This window comes from Enterobacter wuhouensis, assembly GCF_035835995.1.
Classification (GTDB): domain Bacteria; phylum Pseudomonadota; class Gammaproteobacteria; order Enterobacterales; family Enterobacteriaceae; genus Enterobacter; species Enterobacter wuhouensis.
Genome location: NZ_CP142124.1, coordinates 4,712,386 through 4,727,004, shown reverse-complemented (window position 1 = coordinate 4,727,004; position 14,619 = coordinate 4,712,386). Strand labels below are relative to the sequence as shown.

General features: G+C 59.5%; 13 protein-coding genes and 1 pseudogene. 2 read left to right on the top strand and 12 right to left on the bottom strand.

Annotated elements, in window-relative coordinates; genetic code table 11:
- Positions 1 to 2: 2 nt before the first annotated feature.
- The 11 genes and pseudogenes from VPX56_RS22540 to rhaB form a co-directional block, all read right to left on the bottom strand.
- Positions 3 to 520 (bottom strand): annotated as a pseudogene (locus VPX56_RS22540) (DUF3304 domain-containing protein).
- Between the two features lie 15 nt (positions 521 to 535).
- A complete protein-coding gene (locus tag VPX56_RS22535; RefSeq protein WP_326469024.1) occupies positions 536 to 1,060 on the bottom strand; it encodes a DUF3304 domain-containing protein in 525 nt (174 codons plus the stop codon).
- Between the two features lie 355 nt (positions 1,061 to 1,415).
- Positions 1,416 to 1,730: an L-rhamnose mutarotase gene (rhaM, locus tag VPX56_RS22530; protein WP_131635603.1), complete on the bottom strand. Its 315-nt coding sequence runs from the start codon at positions 1,728 to 1,730 to the stop codon at positions 1,416 to 1,418.
- Positions 1,727 to 2,875 carry a lactaldehyde reductase gene (gene fucO / locus VPX56_RS22525; RefSeq protein ID WP_131635604.1) on the bottom strand — a complete coding sequence of 383 codons (1,149 nt, stop codon included), beginning with the start codon at positions 2,873 to 2,875 and terminating at the stop codon, positions 1,727 to 1,729. The genes rhaM and fucO overlap by 4 nt, the downstream gene beginning before the upstream one ends.
- Positions 2,876 to 3,011: 136 nt before the next feature.
- Positions 3,012 to 4,016, bottom strand: a complete 1,005-nt coding sequence (locus VPX56_RS22520) for an ABC transporter permease (RefSeq protein ID WP_326469020.1) — start codon at positions 4,014 to 4,016, stop codon at positions 3,012 to 3,014.
- On the bottom strand, positions 4,013 to 5,017 hold the full coding sequence (locus VPX56_RS22515) for an ABC transporter permease (RefSeq protein ID WP_326469018.1): 1,005 nt from the start codon (positions 5,015 to 5,017) through the stop codon (positions 4,013 to 4,015). The genes VPX56_RS22520 and VPX56_RS22515 overlap by 4 nt, the downstream gene beginning before the upstream one ends.
- On the bottom strand, positions 5,017 to 6,519 hold the full coding sequence (locus tag VPX56_RS22510; RefSeq protein ID WP_326469016.1) for a sugar ABC transporter ATP-binding protein: 1,503 nt from the start codon (positions 6,517 to 6,519) through the stop codon (positions 5,017 to 5,019). The genes VPX56_RS22515 and VPX56_RS22510 overlap by 1 nt, the downstream gene beginning before the upstream one ends.
- A 164-nt stretch (positions 6,520 to 6,683) precedes the next feature.
- Positions 6,684 to 7,670 carry a rhamnose ABC transporter substrate-binding protein gene (gene rhaS, locus VPX56_RS22505; RefSeq protein ID WP_326469014.1) on the bottom strand — a complete coding sequence of 329 codons (987 nt, stop codon included), beginning with the start codon at positions 7,668 to 7,670 and terminating at the stop codon, positions 6,684 to 6,686.
- A gap of 82 nt (positions 7,671 to 7,752) precedes the next feature.
- Positions 7,753 to 8,583, bottom strand: coding sequence for a rhamnulose-1-phosphate aldolase (rhaD, locus tag VPX56_RS22500; protein ID WP_326472174.1), 831 nt, complete (start codon positions 8,581 to 8,583; stop codon positions 7,753 to 7,755).
- Positions 8,584 to 8,703: 120 nt separating this feature from the next.
- Entirely contained in the window at positions 8,704 to 9,963 is a 1,260-nt protein-coding gene (gene rhaA / locus VPX56_RS22495; RefSeq protein WP_263611001.1) for an L-rhamnose isomerase, read from the bottom strand.
- The gene (rhaB, locus tag VPX56_RS22490) at positions 9,960 to 11,429 is read right to left on the bottom strand and encodes a rhamnulokinase (protein WP_326469011.1); all 1,470 of its coding nucleotides are present in this window, start codon (positions 11,427 to 11,429) and stop codon (positions 9,960 to 9,962) included. Before rhaB ends, rhaA begins: the two co-directional genes overlap by 4 nt.
- Positions 11,430 to 11,730: 301 nt before the next feature.
- Here rhaB and rhaS (VPX56_RS22485) point away from each other — a divergent pair, with 301 nt between their 5' ends.
- Positions 11,731 to 12,567 (top strand): HTH-type transcriptional activator RhaS, encoded by an 837-nt coding sequence (gene rhaS / locus VPX56_RS22485; protein WP_131635610.1) that lies wholly within the window; start codon positions 11,731 to 11,733, stop codon positions 12,565 to 12,567.
- Between the two features lie 73 nt (positions 12,568 to 12,640).
- The gene (gene rhaR / locus VPX56_RS22480; RefSeq protein ID WP_326469010.1) at positions 12,641 to 13,489 is read left to right on the top strand and encodes an HTH-type transcriptional activator RhaR; all 849 of its coding nucleotides are present in this window, start codon (positions 12,641 to 12,643) and stop codon (positions 13,487 to 13,489) included.
- Here the strand turns inward: rhaR and rhaT are convergent, their stop codons facing one another.
- Positions 13,490 to 14,524 (bottom strand): L-rhamnose/proton symporter RhaT, encoded by a 1,035-nt coding sequence (gene rhaT, locus VPX56_RS22475; RefSeq protein ID WP_263610998.1) that lies wholly within the window; start codon positions 14,522 to 14,524, stop codon positions 13,490 to 13,492.
- Positions 14,525 to 14,619 lie beyond the last annotated feature (95 nt).

Here is a 14,619-nt window from a genome sequence, read left to right as displayed (position 1 = left end):
TATTATTTATCCTTTTTTAATTCTGAGGTTTGGTCTTTAATATCGCGAAAATCAGGATGATTAAAACCGGTACTCCACCATAACCGGACGTTTTCTTCAGGCAGGAAATAGGTATGAAGGTAGTTTTCTCCCCACTGACGTTGCGGCATGGGTAATATTTTTTTGTGGACTTCTGTTCGCACCCCGCTTTATATTGCGCAAGTGTGTAATCTACAGTCCAGATAATTTCTGCCTTATCCCCGCTTATGCTGCCGCAGCAGGTTGCTCCACCGCCACCATAAGCAAATGCATTTGCCCCCGCCACGCCGTTTACGCTAAACCCTCTTATTGGCCTGTCAATTTCACTATGAATAATCAGCGTCACCGGACCTGACGGCGGTCCCCAGACCGCAGCCCATACCGACCAGCCAAGATAAATCACCACCGGCAGTATCACTGCACCCCAAATCCATTTCCCCCAGCGGGCATAACCCCGGTTAACCGCACCGTCTATTTTGTCGAACGCGTTAAAAAATCCCATTTTAAGCCCTTAAAATCAGTGCATATTCTGGCGCTGCTTTTGCGCCACCTGTGCGGCAATATCATCGGCTGAAGGGCTGTTAAAACCCGTGCTCCACCATAAATAGACGTTGTCATCAGGCAGGAAATAGGCATGGAGATAGTTTTCACCCCACTGGCGGCCAGGCATAGGCAATACCGTGCGTCGTGTCTCTAATCTCATACCTTTAAGATATTGCTCGTGAGTTATATCCAATGTCCAGACCACTTCAGCCTTATCCCCGCTGATGCTGCCGCAGCAGGTGGCTCCGCCCCCGCCATAAGCAAATGCATTTGAGCCTGCCACTCCGTTTACGCTAAACCCCAGGATAGGTCTGTCAATTTCACTGTGAATAATCAGCGTTACCGGCCCTGACGGTGGTCCCCAGACCTCAGCCCACACCGACCAGCCAAGATAAACCACCACCGGCAGTATCAGTGCACCCCAAATCCATTTCCCCCAGCGGGCATAACCACGGTTAATTCCATTGTCAATTTTCTTATAAGCTTTGAAAAATCCCATTTTGTGTATTCATCCATGATGTTGGGGGTTGTTAATCAAGAAGTCGTAAAGCAGTGTCATACGCTAACTCAGTACCACCCTGTAATGGGGCAGCCCGGAAAAATGTATGGTTCATCTAAAGGTAAGTGGCAGGGTTACTCTGCCACAAAATGCGGAGAATCTGACGTGATCGGATAATTTGGTCACGCGGGGTTGTCCTTTGAAATGCTTTCGCCAGTAATCCATCACTAAAACCTGATTTAACTTAAGGTCAATTGGAATGGTTACATGAAGAAGAGATGCTGTAAACGGATGAAGTGCATGTCTAATTCTGAAAAATGCCTCCCCGTAGAGCGACCTCCACGGGGAGTATTTATCAGTCCAGGTAAAACACCTCTTTCAGCTCCGCGCTCACCGGGCTGTTATCCGGGTTCGACGGCATAACGTCACCCATATGCTTCCACCAGCGCTGGCAAACCTCGGTATTGGCTACCGCATTCCAGCGCTCCTCCGATTCAATCTCCACGGTTGCGAACAGCAGGTTGCGGGCTTTGTCGAGATAGATAGCGTAGTGGTGCGCGCCGTGGGCTTTCAGCACCGCCTCCAGCTCGGGCCAGATTGGATTGTGGCGGCGCGCGTACTCCTCGTGCGCCTCCGGGTTTACCTGCATGACAAAGGCTTTGCGGATCATAATGCCTCCAGGTACAGCTCGCGAACCTCATCGCGGCTGGCGGTGCGCGGGTTGCACGGCGCGCACGGATCGGCGAGGGCTTTATCCAGCCAGCCTTCGATGTCCGCTTTGGTCACGCCGAGCTGGCTGAAGCCGGACGGAATGCCGACGCGAGCGCTCAGGTCGCGAATCGCCTGTATGGCGGACATGCTGGCGGCTTCGTCGCTCATGCCGCGGGTATCCACGCCCATCGCCTGCGCCACGCGGGCAAAACGGGCGACCGCGTTCGGGCGGTTAAAGTTTTCGATGATCGGCAGCAGGATGGCGTTGCACACGCCGTGCGGCAGGTTGTGCGTTGCCCCCGGCTGGTGCGCCAGGGCGTGTACCAGACCCAGACCGGCGCTGTTAAACGCCATGCCCGCCAGATACTGGCCAAACGCCATCTGCTCGCGCGCCTCCAGGCTATGACCGTCGTCGACCGCTTTCGGTAGCCAGAGGTTGATCAGGCGAATCGCTTCCAGCGCGTTGGCGTCGGTCAGCGGGTGCGCGCCGACGGACACGTAGGCTTCAATGGCGTGGGTTAGCGCATCCATACCGGTTGCGGCGGTCACGGAGGCGGGAATATCGAGCATTACGCTGGCATCGTCCACGGCGATATCCGGGATGATGTTCGGGTCGATAATCACCTCTTTCACCTGCCGCGCGGAGTCGATGATCACCGCGTTGCTGGTCATCTCCGCCGCCGTGCCCGCGGTGGTGTTGATCGCCACCAGCGGCACGCCCGCGTTTTTCACCTTGCCGACGCCGGAGTAATCGGTTGACGGGCCGGGGTTGGCGGTGAGGATTTTGATCGCCTTGGCGGTATCAATCGGGCTGCCGCCGCCGAAGGCAATCAGGTAATCACACTCCGCATCCTGATATGCCGCATAGCCCTTTTGCACCAGCGCTTCCGTCGGGTTCGGGAACACCTCATCGAACAGGTGATACGACATCTGATGGGCGTCCAGCGCGGTAAACAGGCTGTCGAGCAGGCCCAGCTTCACCAGCTGGCCGTCGGTGACAATCAGCGCTTTTCCCCACTGCTTGTTTGCCACCAGGTTCACCATATCGCCGATTGCGCCCGCACCGTGCAGGCTGATTTTTGGTAGTGCCAACATAAAGCTCATGATAATTCTCCTTAATATGATTTTGAGGTAATCCGTTTCCCCCTCACCCTAACCCTCTCCCCGGAGGGGAGAGGGGACTGCTCGGTGCGGGTTTCACCCTCTCCCCTCCGGGGAGAGGGCAGGGGTGAGGGGCAATTTAACTCCGTCTTCGCTGCATCACCCGGCGGGTAATAATCGGCAGCGAAATCACCACGATCAGCATCGCGCCGATAATCACCGACATCACGATGCCGGGCACGTTGAGCAGGCTCAGGCCAAAGGTCACCAGCCCCATCAGGAAGGCGGCGATAATCACGCCCACCATGCTGCCGGACCCGCCGAGAATATTGACGCCGCCGAGCACCGCCATCGTCACCACCGCCAGCTCCCAGCCCATCGCGATCGTCGGGCGCGTGCTGCCCAGGCGCGAGGTGAGCAGTACCGACGCCAGGCCGGACATCAGCCCCACTAGCGCGAACAGCATCAGGTTGTGGCGCTTAACGTTAATGCCGGAGTACCACGCGCCGGTCGGGTTATTGCCGATGGCGTAGGTGCGGCGGCCAAAGTTGGTGCGGTGCAGCACAAAGGCAAATACCGCAGCCAGCACGATAAACAGCGCGAACTCGAACGACAGCGCGCCCCAGACGTAGCCCTGTCCGAACCAGGCGAAGCTCTCCGGGTAGCTGTTCAGCGCCTGATCGCCGAGCAGGATGTAGGTGATCCCGCGGTACAGGCTCATGGTGCCGATGGTGATGACGATGGACGACAGGTTAAAGCGCGTCACCAGGATGCCGTTGAACAGCCCGCACAGCAGCCCCACGCCCAGCCCGACGCAGACCAGCAGCGGCGTATCCACGCCCGCCGCTGCGCAAAAGCCCATCATCGTGGAGCTGAGCGCGATGGTGGAGGCCACCGACAGGTCAATTTCCCGGGCGATGATCAGCATCGCCATCGGCAACACGATGATCGCTTTTTCGGTGAAGTTGAACGTCGCGTCTGAGAGGTTCCAGACGTTGAGGAAGTAGGGCGAGGCCAGCGCGTTCACCACGAACACCGCCAGCGTCACCGCCAGCAGGAAGCCTTCCCAGCACAGCAGGCGCTGGAAGATGCCCGGCGCAGCAGGCACGTTTTTGATCTCTTCAGAGGCCATCATTTTGCTCATGATTTCACCGCCAGTTTCTGCCGTGCCAGCGCCGCGTCGCGCAGGATCAACCGCCCTTTACGCCTGTTGCCGCGCTCGTTCAGCAGCACCGCAATGACGATCACCGTGCCGGAAATCGCCATTTGCCAGAACGGGGAGACGCCGATCACCGGCAGGGCATTGTTGATGACGCCGAGGAACAGCGCGCCGAACAGGCAGCCGAGCACGCGCCCGGTGCCGCCCATGGTGCTGATACCGCCAATCACGCAGGCAGCGACAACCTGTAGCTCAAAGCCGTTCGCCACGTCGACGTACGCCACTGCAAAGCGCGAAATCCACAGGTAGCCGCAGAACCCGGCCAGCAGCCCGGAGAGGCAGAAGCTGACAAACTGCATTTTCCCGGCGTTGATGCCGGTGTAGTACGCCGCCGTGGCGTTGCCGCCCGCCGTGTACAGCGCCCGTCCGGTGCGGCTGAAGCGCAGGAAATAGCCCACCAGCAGCAGCGCGGCGACGGCGCACCAGCTCAGCACCGGCAGGCCCAGCACCGAGGCGCGCGGCAGGCCGAGGAAGTCCGCGCCCATCTGGTTGGCGTTCACCCAGCCGCCGCCGGAGAGCAAAAAGATAATCCCGCGGTAGATGCTCATGGTGCCGAGCGTCACCACAATTGCCGGAATGCCCAGCCTCCACACCAGCAGGCCGTTAATTGCGCCCATCAGCAGCCCGAGCGCGCTCGCGAGGATCAGCAGCGCCCAGACCGGCACGTCCGGATAGTGGAAGTTAATCAGGGCGACAATCATCCCGGTCAGCGCCAGGTTGGCCGCCATCGACAGGTCGATGCCTTTAGTAAGCAGCACCATCATCTGCCCGAGCGCGAGAATGATGAGAATCGACGTGTCGTTAAACATCTCCACCAGGTTGCCCGGCGCGATAAACGACGGCACGCGGCTGCCGATAGCGACCACCATGAGTAACACTACCGCGCCCAGCAGGGCTTCGCGGTGTTTTAACAGTGAGGTAAGCATTATGCCGCCTCCTGTTTTGCACCGCTGGCGGCGCTGACGATAGTTTCCGCCGTCGCGTCACCCGCCCGGTATTCGGCCACCATCAGCCCTTCGTGCATTACGATGATGCGGTCCGCCATGCCCATCACTTCCGGCAGCTCGGACGACACCATAATCACCGCCAGCCCCTGAGCGACCAGCTCGGACATAAATTGATGAACGGCGGCCTTTGAGCCGATATCGATACCTTTTGTCGGCTCATCGAGGATGATCGCGTCAGGATGCGTCGCCAGCCATTTGCCGATAACCACCTTTTGCTGGTTGCCGCCGGAGAGGGTCTGCACCGCCTGCTTCCAGCTAAAGGCTTTCACCTGCAGGCGCCTGGCGTATTCATCCGCCAGCCGCCATTCACGGTCGTCGTGCAGCACGCCGTTTGGGTTGAGCTTGCCGAGCTGCGGCAGGCTGATGTTTTGGGCAATGGACAGTTCGATAATCGCACCCTGCTTCTGCCGCTCTTCCGGCACGCAGACGATACCGGCTTTGATCGCATCCGCAGGCTGCCGGAAGCGCCGGGGCTGACCGTTGAGGATGATCTCTCCAGAAGATGGCCGCGTGACGCCGGAAAGCGCCTGCATCAGCTCGGTACGCCCGGCGCCGACCAGCCCGTAGAAGCCGAGGATTTCCCCTTTACGCAGGGAGAAAGAGATGTTGGCAAACTCGGTCGGGTGGCAGAGATTTTTTACCTCCAGCACCGTCTCGCCTTTTTCGCATTCCACCTTCGGGAAGGTCTGGGTAATGGCGCGCCCGACCATCATCGACACCATCCGCTCTTCGGTTATCGCACTCATCGCGCCTTCTCCGACGAACGCGCCATCGCGCAAAATGGTGTAGTGATCCGCCAGTTCGAAAATCTCGTCAAACTTGTGGGAGATAAACAGGATGGCTTTGCCCTCCTGCTTCAGGCGCTCAACGATTTGATAAAACTCGAGGATTTCATGCTGCGACAGGGCCGCTGTAGGTTCATCAAGAATAACCACCTGCGCCTCAAACGACAGCGCGCGGGCAATGGCGACCATGTGGCGCTGGGCGATGCTCAGCGTTTTCAGCGTCGCGCGCGGGTCGATTTGCACCTCAAGGCGGGTGAGGAGCGCCTGCGCCCGGCGGTGCATTTCCGTCCAGTCGAGTTTTTTCAGAAAGCCTTTGTAGAGGTACTGGCCGACAAAGATATTTTCGGTGACCGAGAGTTCATCAAACAGGACGGTTTCCTGATGAATGGCGGTAATGCCGATCTTATGCGCTGATTCCGGCGTAGGGAGGTGAACGGGGATCGCCTTGTAGAGGATTTCGCCCTCGTCGGGCTGGTAAATGCCGGTCATCACTTTGACCAGCGTCGACTTGCCCGCGCCGTTTTCGCCGATAAGCGCCGTCACCTTGCCGGGCCAGAGCGCAAGCTGCACGTTCTCAAGGGCACGCACGCCGGGGAATACCTTGGTGATGCCGGAAAGCTGTAGCAATGGGGTCATGATAGTTCTCCGTTTGGTTCACCCTCACCCCTCATCCTAACCCTCTCCCCAAAGGGGAGAGGGAATTGATCGAGCCCCTCGCACCTATTGGAGGATGGCGCCGATCGAGCCCCTCGCCCCTCTGGGGAGAGGGGTTGGGGTGAGGGGTAAGGGTTCGGTATTTATCAGAAAATCTTCGAGAACTTATCAATATTGCTGGCATCGTAGACGAACGGCTCGGCCATTGCGCCGTTGCCGTCGGCATCCAGCTTCACTTTGCCCAGCTTGCCCATGCTGGCCTCGCCCTTCGTGGCGGTGCCTTTCACCAGGTCATCCGCCAGGTAGGTTGCCGCATAGCCCAGGTCAATCGGGTTCCAGATGGCAAAGCTTTTGCTCGCGCCGGACTTCACAGCGCCCGCCATCTCGGACGGCAGGCCCAGCCCCGTCACGTACACTTTGCCGATCTTGCCCTGGTCTTTCACCGCCTGCGCCGCAGCGACAATGCCGACGGACGACGGTGAAACGATCACTTTCAGATCAGGATAGGTTTTCAGCAGGCCGACCGCCTCGCGGTAGCTTTTATCAGAGAGATCGTCCCCGTAGGCCACGGACACCAGATTGACGGACGGGTACTTCGGCAGCACCTTTTTCATCTCCGCAATCCAGGTGTTCTGGTTGGTGGAGGTTGGGGTCGCGCTCAGCACGGCCACGTCGCCTTTCTCGACGTTCAGCGCCTTCAGCGCGTCGGCGGCGAGCTTGACGTTGGTTTCGCCAATCAGGGCGTTATTGGACGGATTGAGGTGGATCTGACGTCCGGCTTTCGCCACCCCGGAATCCCACGACACCACCTTAATGCCGCGCTGCATCGCTTTTTTCAGCACCGGCACAACGGCGTCCGGATCGTTCGCGGAAATCGCGATCGCATCCACGCCCTGGGCGATCAGCCCGTTCAGCACCTCGATCTGCGCTTCCGCCGTGGTGGTGGTCGGGCCGGTATAAATCACTTTTACATCGCCTAACTCTTTGGCCGCCTCCTGCGCGCCGACGTTCGCTGCTTCGAAGAATCCATTCCCTAAGGACTTCGCCACCAGGGCGATTTTCACTTCTGCTAAAGCGGAACCGGACAACGCCAGAGCGGCAACGGTGAGGATCAAGCTTGTCTTTATTTTCATTGCTTTTACTCCACTGACTTGAGTTAGTTGTAGGGATTGCAGGTGGTTTTCGCCCCGTCTCGGTGAGCGGGGCGCGATGTTGTTATGGGTACAGATCTAACGCGGACTGCATCGGGGTGACGCCAAAGCGTTTGCCCAGGGCGATCAGCTCTTCCCGGGTGATGGTCTGCTTCATGCCGCCCATGGAATAGACCTTCACCAGCACCTCCGCGGATTTCTCGGCGGTGTCGATCAGGCCAAAGGTTTCATCCAGCGTCGGGCCGCTGCCGAAGACGCCGTGGAACGGCCACAGCACCAGGGAATGCTTTTGCATATCCACGGCGGTTGCCTGGCCGATTTCGTCGGTACCCGGCACCATCCACGGCAGAATGCCGACGCCGTCCGGGAACACCACCAGACACTCGGTGCTGCCTTCCCACAGTTTGCGGGTAATAAAATCAGCGCTGTTTTCCAGCACGTAGGTCAGGGCGATCAGGTTAGTGGCGTGGCAGTGCATGATCACGCGGTCTTTGCCGTTGGTGGCCTTGATGCGCTCGCAGTGGGAGAGGAAGTGCGCCGGCAGCTCAGAGGTTGGCACCGCTTCGTCCGTCAGGCCCCACAGAATGTGGTAGCCCGCGCCGTCGCTGTCCACCTTCACCACGCCGAGGTTGGCCTGCGGGTCGAGCTGGACGTTGCGGAAGAACTTGCCGGAACCGGTGACGATAAACGGCGTGTTGGCGAGCAGCGGCATCGGCTGGCTCAGCGCGATATAGCGCGGCTTCTGGTGGAAGTCGGCCGCGAACGGCTCGATATCCGCGTCGTCCAGGCGCAGCGTCAGGTTGCCGCCGTTGCGCTCGTCCCAGCCCTTCAGCCAGGCGTCGGAGGTGGCTTTGATCATGCCCTGGACGAACCAGGAAGTGGTGATGGTCTGCATAGTTTTCATTTCCAGTTATCGCGGTGAGAGTTTCCCCTCACCCTAACCCTCTCCCCAAAGGGGCGAGGGGATGGTTTGCTCCCTCTCCCCTTTGGGGAGAGGGCAGGGGTGAGGGGGCAGTTACCCGCGCTGACTCAACACGTCTTTCTCATACGCCCGAACGTTATCCAGCCACTGGCTGCCCGCAGGCGCGTCGTTACGCTGGCAATACATCTCCCACACCGCCTGCCACGGCAGGGATTTCTGCTCTTCCAGCAGCGCCAGACGCGCGGTGTAGTCGCCGTTTGCTTCCAGCTTTTTCAGTTCGGCAGTCGGCTCCAGCAGGGCGCGCAGCAGGGCCTTCTTCATGTTGCGGGTGCCGATAACCCACGCCGCGATGCGGTTGATGGAGGCATCGAAGAAGTCGAGGCCGATGTGCACGCGGTCAAAGAGGTCGTGGCGGATGATTTCACTGGCAATCGCCTGGGTTTCGTCATCCAGCAGCACTACGTGGTCGCTATCCCAGCGCACCGGGCGGCTGACGTGCAGCAGCAGGCGCGGCACGTAGAGCATGGCGGCGGAGATTTTGTCGGAGATCACCTCGGTTGGGTGGAAGTGGCCGGCATCCAGGCACAGCGCGGTCTGGCGGCTGGTGGCGTACCCCATGTAGAACTCGTTTGAACCGACGGTGTAGCTCTCGGCGCCGATGCCGAACAGCTTGCTCTCCACGGCGTCGATGTGGTGCGCCGGGTCCAGCTTTTCGCTGATGGCCTCATCCAGCGCGGCCAGCAGGCGCTGGCGCGGGGCCAGACGGTCAACGGTGATGTCCTTCATGCCGTCCGGGATCCAGATGTTCATCACCGACGGCGTGCCGAGCTGCTCGCCAAAATACGCGGAAACGCGGCGGCTGGCCTTCACGTGGTCGATCCAGAACTGACGGATTTCATCGTCCGCGTGGGCGAGGGTAAACCCGTCGGCGCTCAGCGGGTGCGAGAAGCAGGATGGGTTAAAGTCCAGGCCCAGCTTATTGGCTTTTGCCCACTCTACCCAGTTCGTAAAGTGTTCCGGTTTGATCTCGTTACGCGCCACCGGCTCGTCGGATTCGAGATAAATCGCGTGCAGGTTCAGACGCTTTGGCCCCGGGATCAGGCTCAGGGCCAGCTCCAGATCGGCGCGCAGTTCGGTCGCGTTACGCGCTTTGCCCGGGTAGTTACCCGTGGCCTGAATGCCACCCGTCAGGGAACCGCCCGGATTCTCGAAACCGGCGACGTCATCGCCCTGCCAGCAGTGCATAGAGACGGGCAGACGGTCGAGCTGGCGCAGGGCCTCTTCGACATCCACGCCGACGGCGGCGAAACGCTGTTTAGCCAGGTCCCAGGCTTGTTCAAGTTGAGTGGTCATGCGCAAAGCTCCTTAGTCAGTCGGTTTTGCTGAAACTGCGCCCGGTAGCGGGCAATTTCATGGCAGGGATTGGGGGTGTAGGCGGTCAGTTGGGTGTTCGCGGTGACCACCGAGCGGAAGTCGTCAACGTTGGACAGTTCGTCCAGGGTCATCAGCTGAATGCCGATATTGCCGAGCGTGGAGGCCTCCACGGGGCCCGCCACCACGGTGATGCCGCAGGCATCCGCGCAGAGCTGGTTCAGCAGCCGGTTCTGGCAGCCGCCGCCCACGATGTGCAGCTGGCTGAACGGCTTGCCGCGCAGATCGGCCAGCTCGTTGAGGATGTCGGCATACAGCAGGGCGAGGCTGTCAAAAATGCAGCGCGCCAGCTCTGCCGGGCTGGACGGCACCGGCTGCCCGGCGGCGAAACAGGCGGCCTGGATTTCGGCGCTCATGTGCGCCGGGTTGATAAAGCGGTCGTCGTTCGGGTTGATCAGGAAGGTGCAGGCCTTCAGCTTTTCGGTTTCCGCGATAAGCGCGGTCAGGTCGGTGATGTTCTGCTCTTTCAGCACCCGCTGGAGCAGCCACAGGCCCATGATGTTTTTCAGCACGCGATAGCGCCCTTCCGCGCCACCTTCGTTAGTGATGTTCGCCGCCATCGCGGCGTCGCTGGTGTAAGGCGTTTTGCTCTCAAAGCCCATCAGCGACCAGGTGCCGGAAGAAAGGTACGCCGCGTCTTTGCCTGAGAGCGGCGAGGCGATAACCGCGCTGGCGGTGTCGTGGCTTGCGACGGCAACGACGGGGATGTCGTTCCCCTGCGGGCAAATCCACTGACCGATCACATTTCCGGGATGCGTTGGCGTGCCGAACCAGGACGGCGACGCGCCCGTCCACGCCAGCAGGTTTTCGTCCCAGCTATCGGTGTTGATGTTCACCAGCTGCGTGGTGGTGGCGTTGGTGTATTCCCAGTTCATATTGCCGGTCAGGCGATAGCTCAGGTAATCCGGGATTAGCAGCGCGTGGGCCACGTTCGCGACCAGCTCCGGCTGCTGCTCGACCAGGGCGCGCAGCTGGTACAGCGTGTTAAACGGCAGGAACTGAATGCCGCTGCGCCCGTAGATGTTCTCTTTGCCAAGCTGGGCGATGGCGTGCGCCATCAGGCCGTCGGTACGGCTGTCGCGGTAGGAGACGGGCAGGCCGACGCGCTCGCCGTTACCGTCCAGCAGCACGTAGTCCACGCCCCAGGTATCAATGCCGATGCTGTCGATGCGAATGCCGGCATCGCAGACGTTGTTTAGTCCGGTGCGGATCTCCGCTTCCAGGGCATCGATATCCCAGGTCTCAAAACCGTCCTGCTTTTGCAGGCAGTTGGCGAAACGGTGCATTTCGCGAAGCGAAAGTGTGCGCTGGCCGCAGTCCCAGGTGGCGAGCATTACGCGGCCGCTGGATGCGCCTAAATCGACTGCCACACAATGGCGAAAAGTCATGGTCGGGTCCTTTCTTAAGTCATTAGCGGTGAGTGTAAGAAAGGGAAGAAAAAGGCACCTTCTCGCCACTGACAGGGCAAATCCCGTGCTGGCAAGAAAGCAAAGATGAACGTGAGGGAGTTCACAGTTTCCAGTAATGGCGGGGTTTTCAGGCAGTGTGACGCTTACCGCATTTCCCGATCTTTCCGCCTGTTTCTTGAAAAACGGACAGCTTTTGCGAAGTTTGCTGCCGAAAATTTAAGGTGAGCGCGGCAGGCCCCCATTACTATTTTGAGAACATTTCTCATTGGTGGGGGCCGTTATGACCGTACTGCACAGCGTGGATTTTTTTCCTTCGGGAGGGTCGCCCGTCGCGATTGAGCCGCGGCTCCCTCAGGCCGCGTTCCCGGAACATCATCATGATTTTCATGAGATTGTGATTGTTGAGCACGGCACGGGCATTCACGTCTTTAACGGCCAGCCGTATACCATCAGCGGCGGCACGGTGTGCTTCGTGCGCGACCACGACAGGCATTTGTATGAACATACCGACAACCTGTGCCTGACCAACGTGCTCTATCGTTCCCCGGACGCGTTCCAGTTCCTTTCCGGGCTAAACCAGCTGCTGCCGCAGGAGAAGGACGGGCACTACCCGTCGCACTGGCGGGTGAATCAGTCCACGTTGCAGCAGGTGCGACAGCTGGTGAGCCAGATGGAGCAGAGCGAGGACGGGCAGGAGACGCACGCCATCGCTACCCGCGAGCTGCTGTTCATGCAGCTGCTGGTGCTGCTGCGCCGCAGCAGCCTGGTGGAAGGGCTGGAAAATAACGACGCGCGGCTGAACCAGCTGATGGCCTGGCTGGAAGATCATTTTGCCGAGGACGTCTGCTGGGAGACGCTGGCGGAGGATTTTTCGCTGTCGCTGCGCACCCTGCATCGCCAGCTCAAGCAGCACACCGGGCTGACGCCCCAGCGCTACCTTAACCGTCTGCGGTTGATCAAAGCGCGTCATCTTTTACGCCATACGGACGAAAGCGTTACGGATATAGCCTATCGCTGCGGGTTCGGCGACAGTAACCACTTTTCGACGCTTTTTCGCCGCGAGTTTAGCTGGTCGCCGCGCGATATACGCCAGGGCAAGGATGCGTCACTTCAGTAACGCGAGGGCAGTCACCGTTTTTTAACCGCAAAAAGGCTAATAATGTCCGGTTATTCGCCGTAGAGGTCGTGGTGTGGCTGCTCAGTTAATTCTTCGCAAAGATGATTTTTTTGCCTCCGCCGGTCAGGCCGTTGCGGTGGCCGATCGCTACCCGCAAAACGTCTTTGCCGAGCACACCCACGAATTTTGCGAGCTGGTGCTGGTGTGGCGCGGCAACGGCCTGCACGTCCTCAACGACCGGCCCTACCGCATTACGCGTGGGGATCTGTTCTACATTCGCGCAGAAGATAAACACTCCTACGCCTCGGTTAACGACCTGGTGCTGCAGAACGTCATTTACTGCCCGGACAGGCTCAGGCTTAACGTCGACTGGGCGGCCAACATCCCGGGTTTTCTTGATGCACGAGGAGAACCGCACTGGCGATTAAGCAGCAGCGGTATGACGCAGGTGCGGCAGGTTATCTCCCAGCTGGAGCAGGAGAGCCAGAAGAGCGACCCGGTCGCTAACCAGATGGCGGAACTGCTTTTTGCCCAGCTGGTGATGACGCTGAAGCGCCATCGTTATGCCACCGATAACCCCTCCGCCACCACGCAAGAGGCGCTGCTGGATAAGCTCATCACCACGCTTGCGGGCAGCCTGAACAGAAGCTTCGTGCTGGAGAAATTTTGCGAGCAGGAGCAGTGCAGCGAGCGTGCGCTGCGCCAGCAGTTCCGCACCCAGACGGGGATGACGGTCAACCACTACCTGCGCCAGCTGCGCATCTGCCACGCCCAGTATCTGCTGCAGCATACGGAGCTGATGGTAAGCGAAGTGGCGATGCGCTGCGGCTTTGAGGACAGTAACTACTTTTCGGTGGTGTTTAACCGCGAGGTGGGGATGACGCCGGTTCAGTGGCGTCATCGCAGTCGAAAGGCGGCGTAATCAGTTCGCCATGCCGAGGCCAACGATGTTGGCGGCAATGATAATCACCACGCAGCCCAGGCTCAGCACGCCCACCGGACGACGCCCGGCGTTGTTCCACTCCTTCAGCACCAGCCCAACCAGCCCGCCGCACAGCACGTAGAAGCTCATGTGCAGCATCCAGCTCATGTAGTCATACTGCGCCGGAATGCTGGCGTGGCCCCAGGCGTAGAAGAAGAACTGCAGGTACCACATCAGGCCGCCGAGCGCGGAGAGCAGCACGTTGGTGATGATGAGCGGTTTTGCCAGCGAGAAGTCGGCTTTTACCGACAGGTTCTTCACTTTTGCCAGACGAATGAAGCAGAAACCGAGGTTCACCAGCGCGCCGCCGCCCATGATCACCACGTAGCTTGGCAGGGCAACGTACAGCGGGTCGACGCCCAGCGCGGCAGCCGCTTCGTGCATCGGCTTGGCGGCGTTCATGGCGAACGACATGCCCGCCGAGAAGATGCCGCACATCACCGCCAGCAGCAGGCCTTTCTTCAGGTTGAACTCTTCGGCCCTGATGCCCATCTTGCGCTCTTTCAGCTGGCCCGCGCGGGTGACGATACCCACGCCGATCACCGCGACCAGCACGCCCAGCAGCGTCATTCGTCCGCCCTGCGTGTTAATCAGCACGTCGAAGTGACCGTTGAGGATCGGCGTCATCAGGGTGCCGACGATAAGCGTGATGCCAATCGCGATGCCGATGCCCATCGACATGCCGAGATAGCGCATGGTGAGGCCGTAGTTGATGTTGCCGATGCCCCACATCGCGCCGAACAGGAAGACCGGCAGCAGGGTAGAGGCGCTGAAGGAGGAGAAGTAGCCCCAGAAATCCGGGAGCAGCATGGCGCTAATGGTCCACGGCAAAATCAGCCAGGAGACGGTACCGCCTACGGACCACATGGTTTCCCACGACCAGCCTTTTACCTTTTTAAACGGGGCATAGAAACAGGCAGCACTGGCCGCGCCTATCAAATGCCAGAAAATACCCATCGTAATCGCATGATTCATTTTTACATCCTCATCGTTTTTATAGTCGGTGGCTTCCCGCCGACTTGATGAGTGTAAAAATTAGGCGGTTTGGGAACCTTCAGAAGGTTGCCGCA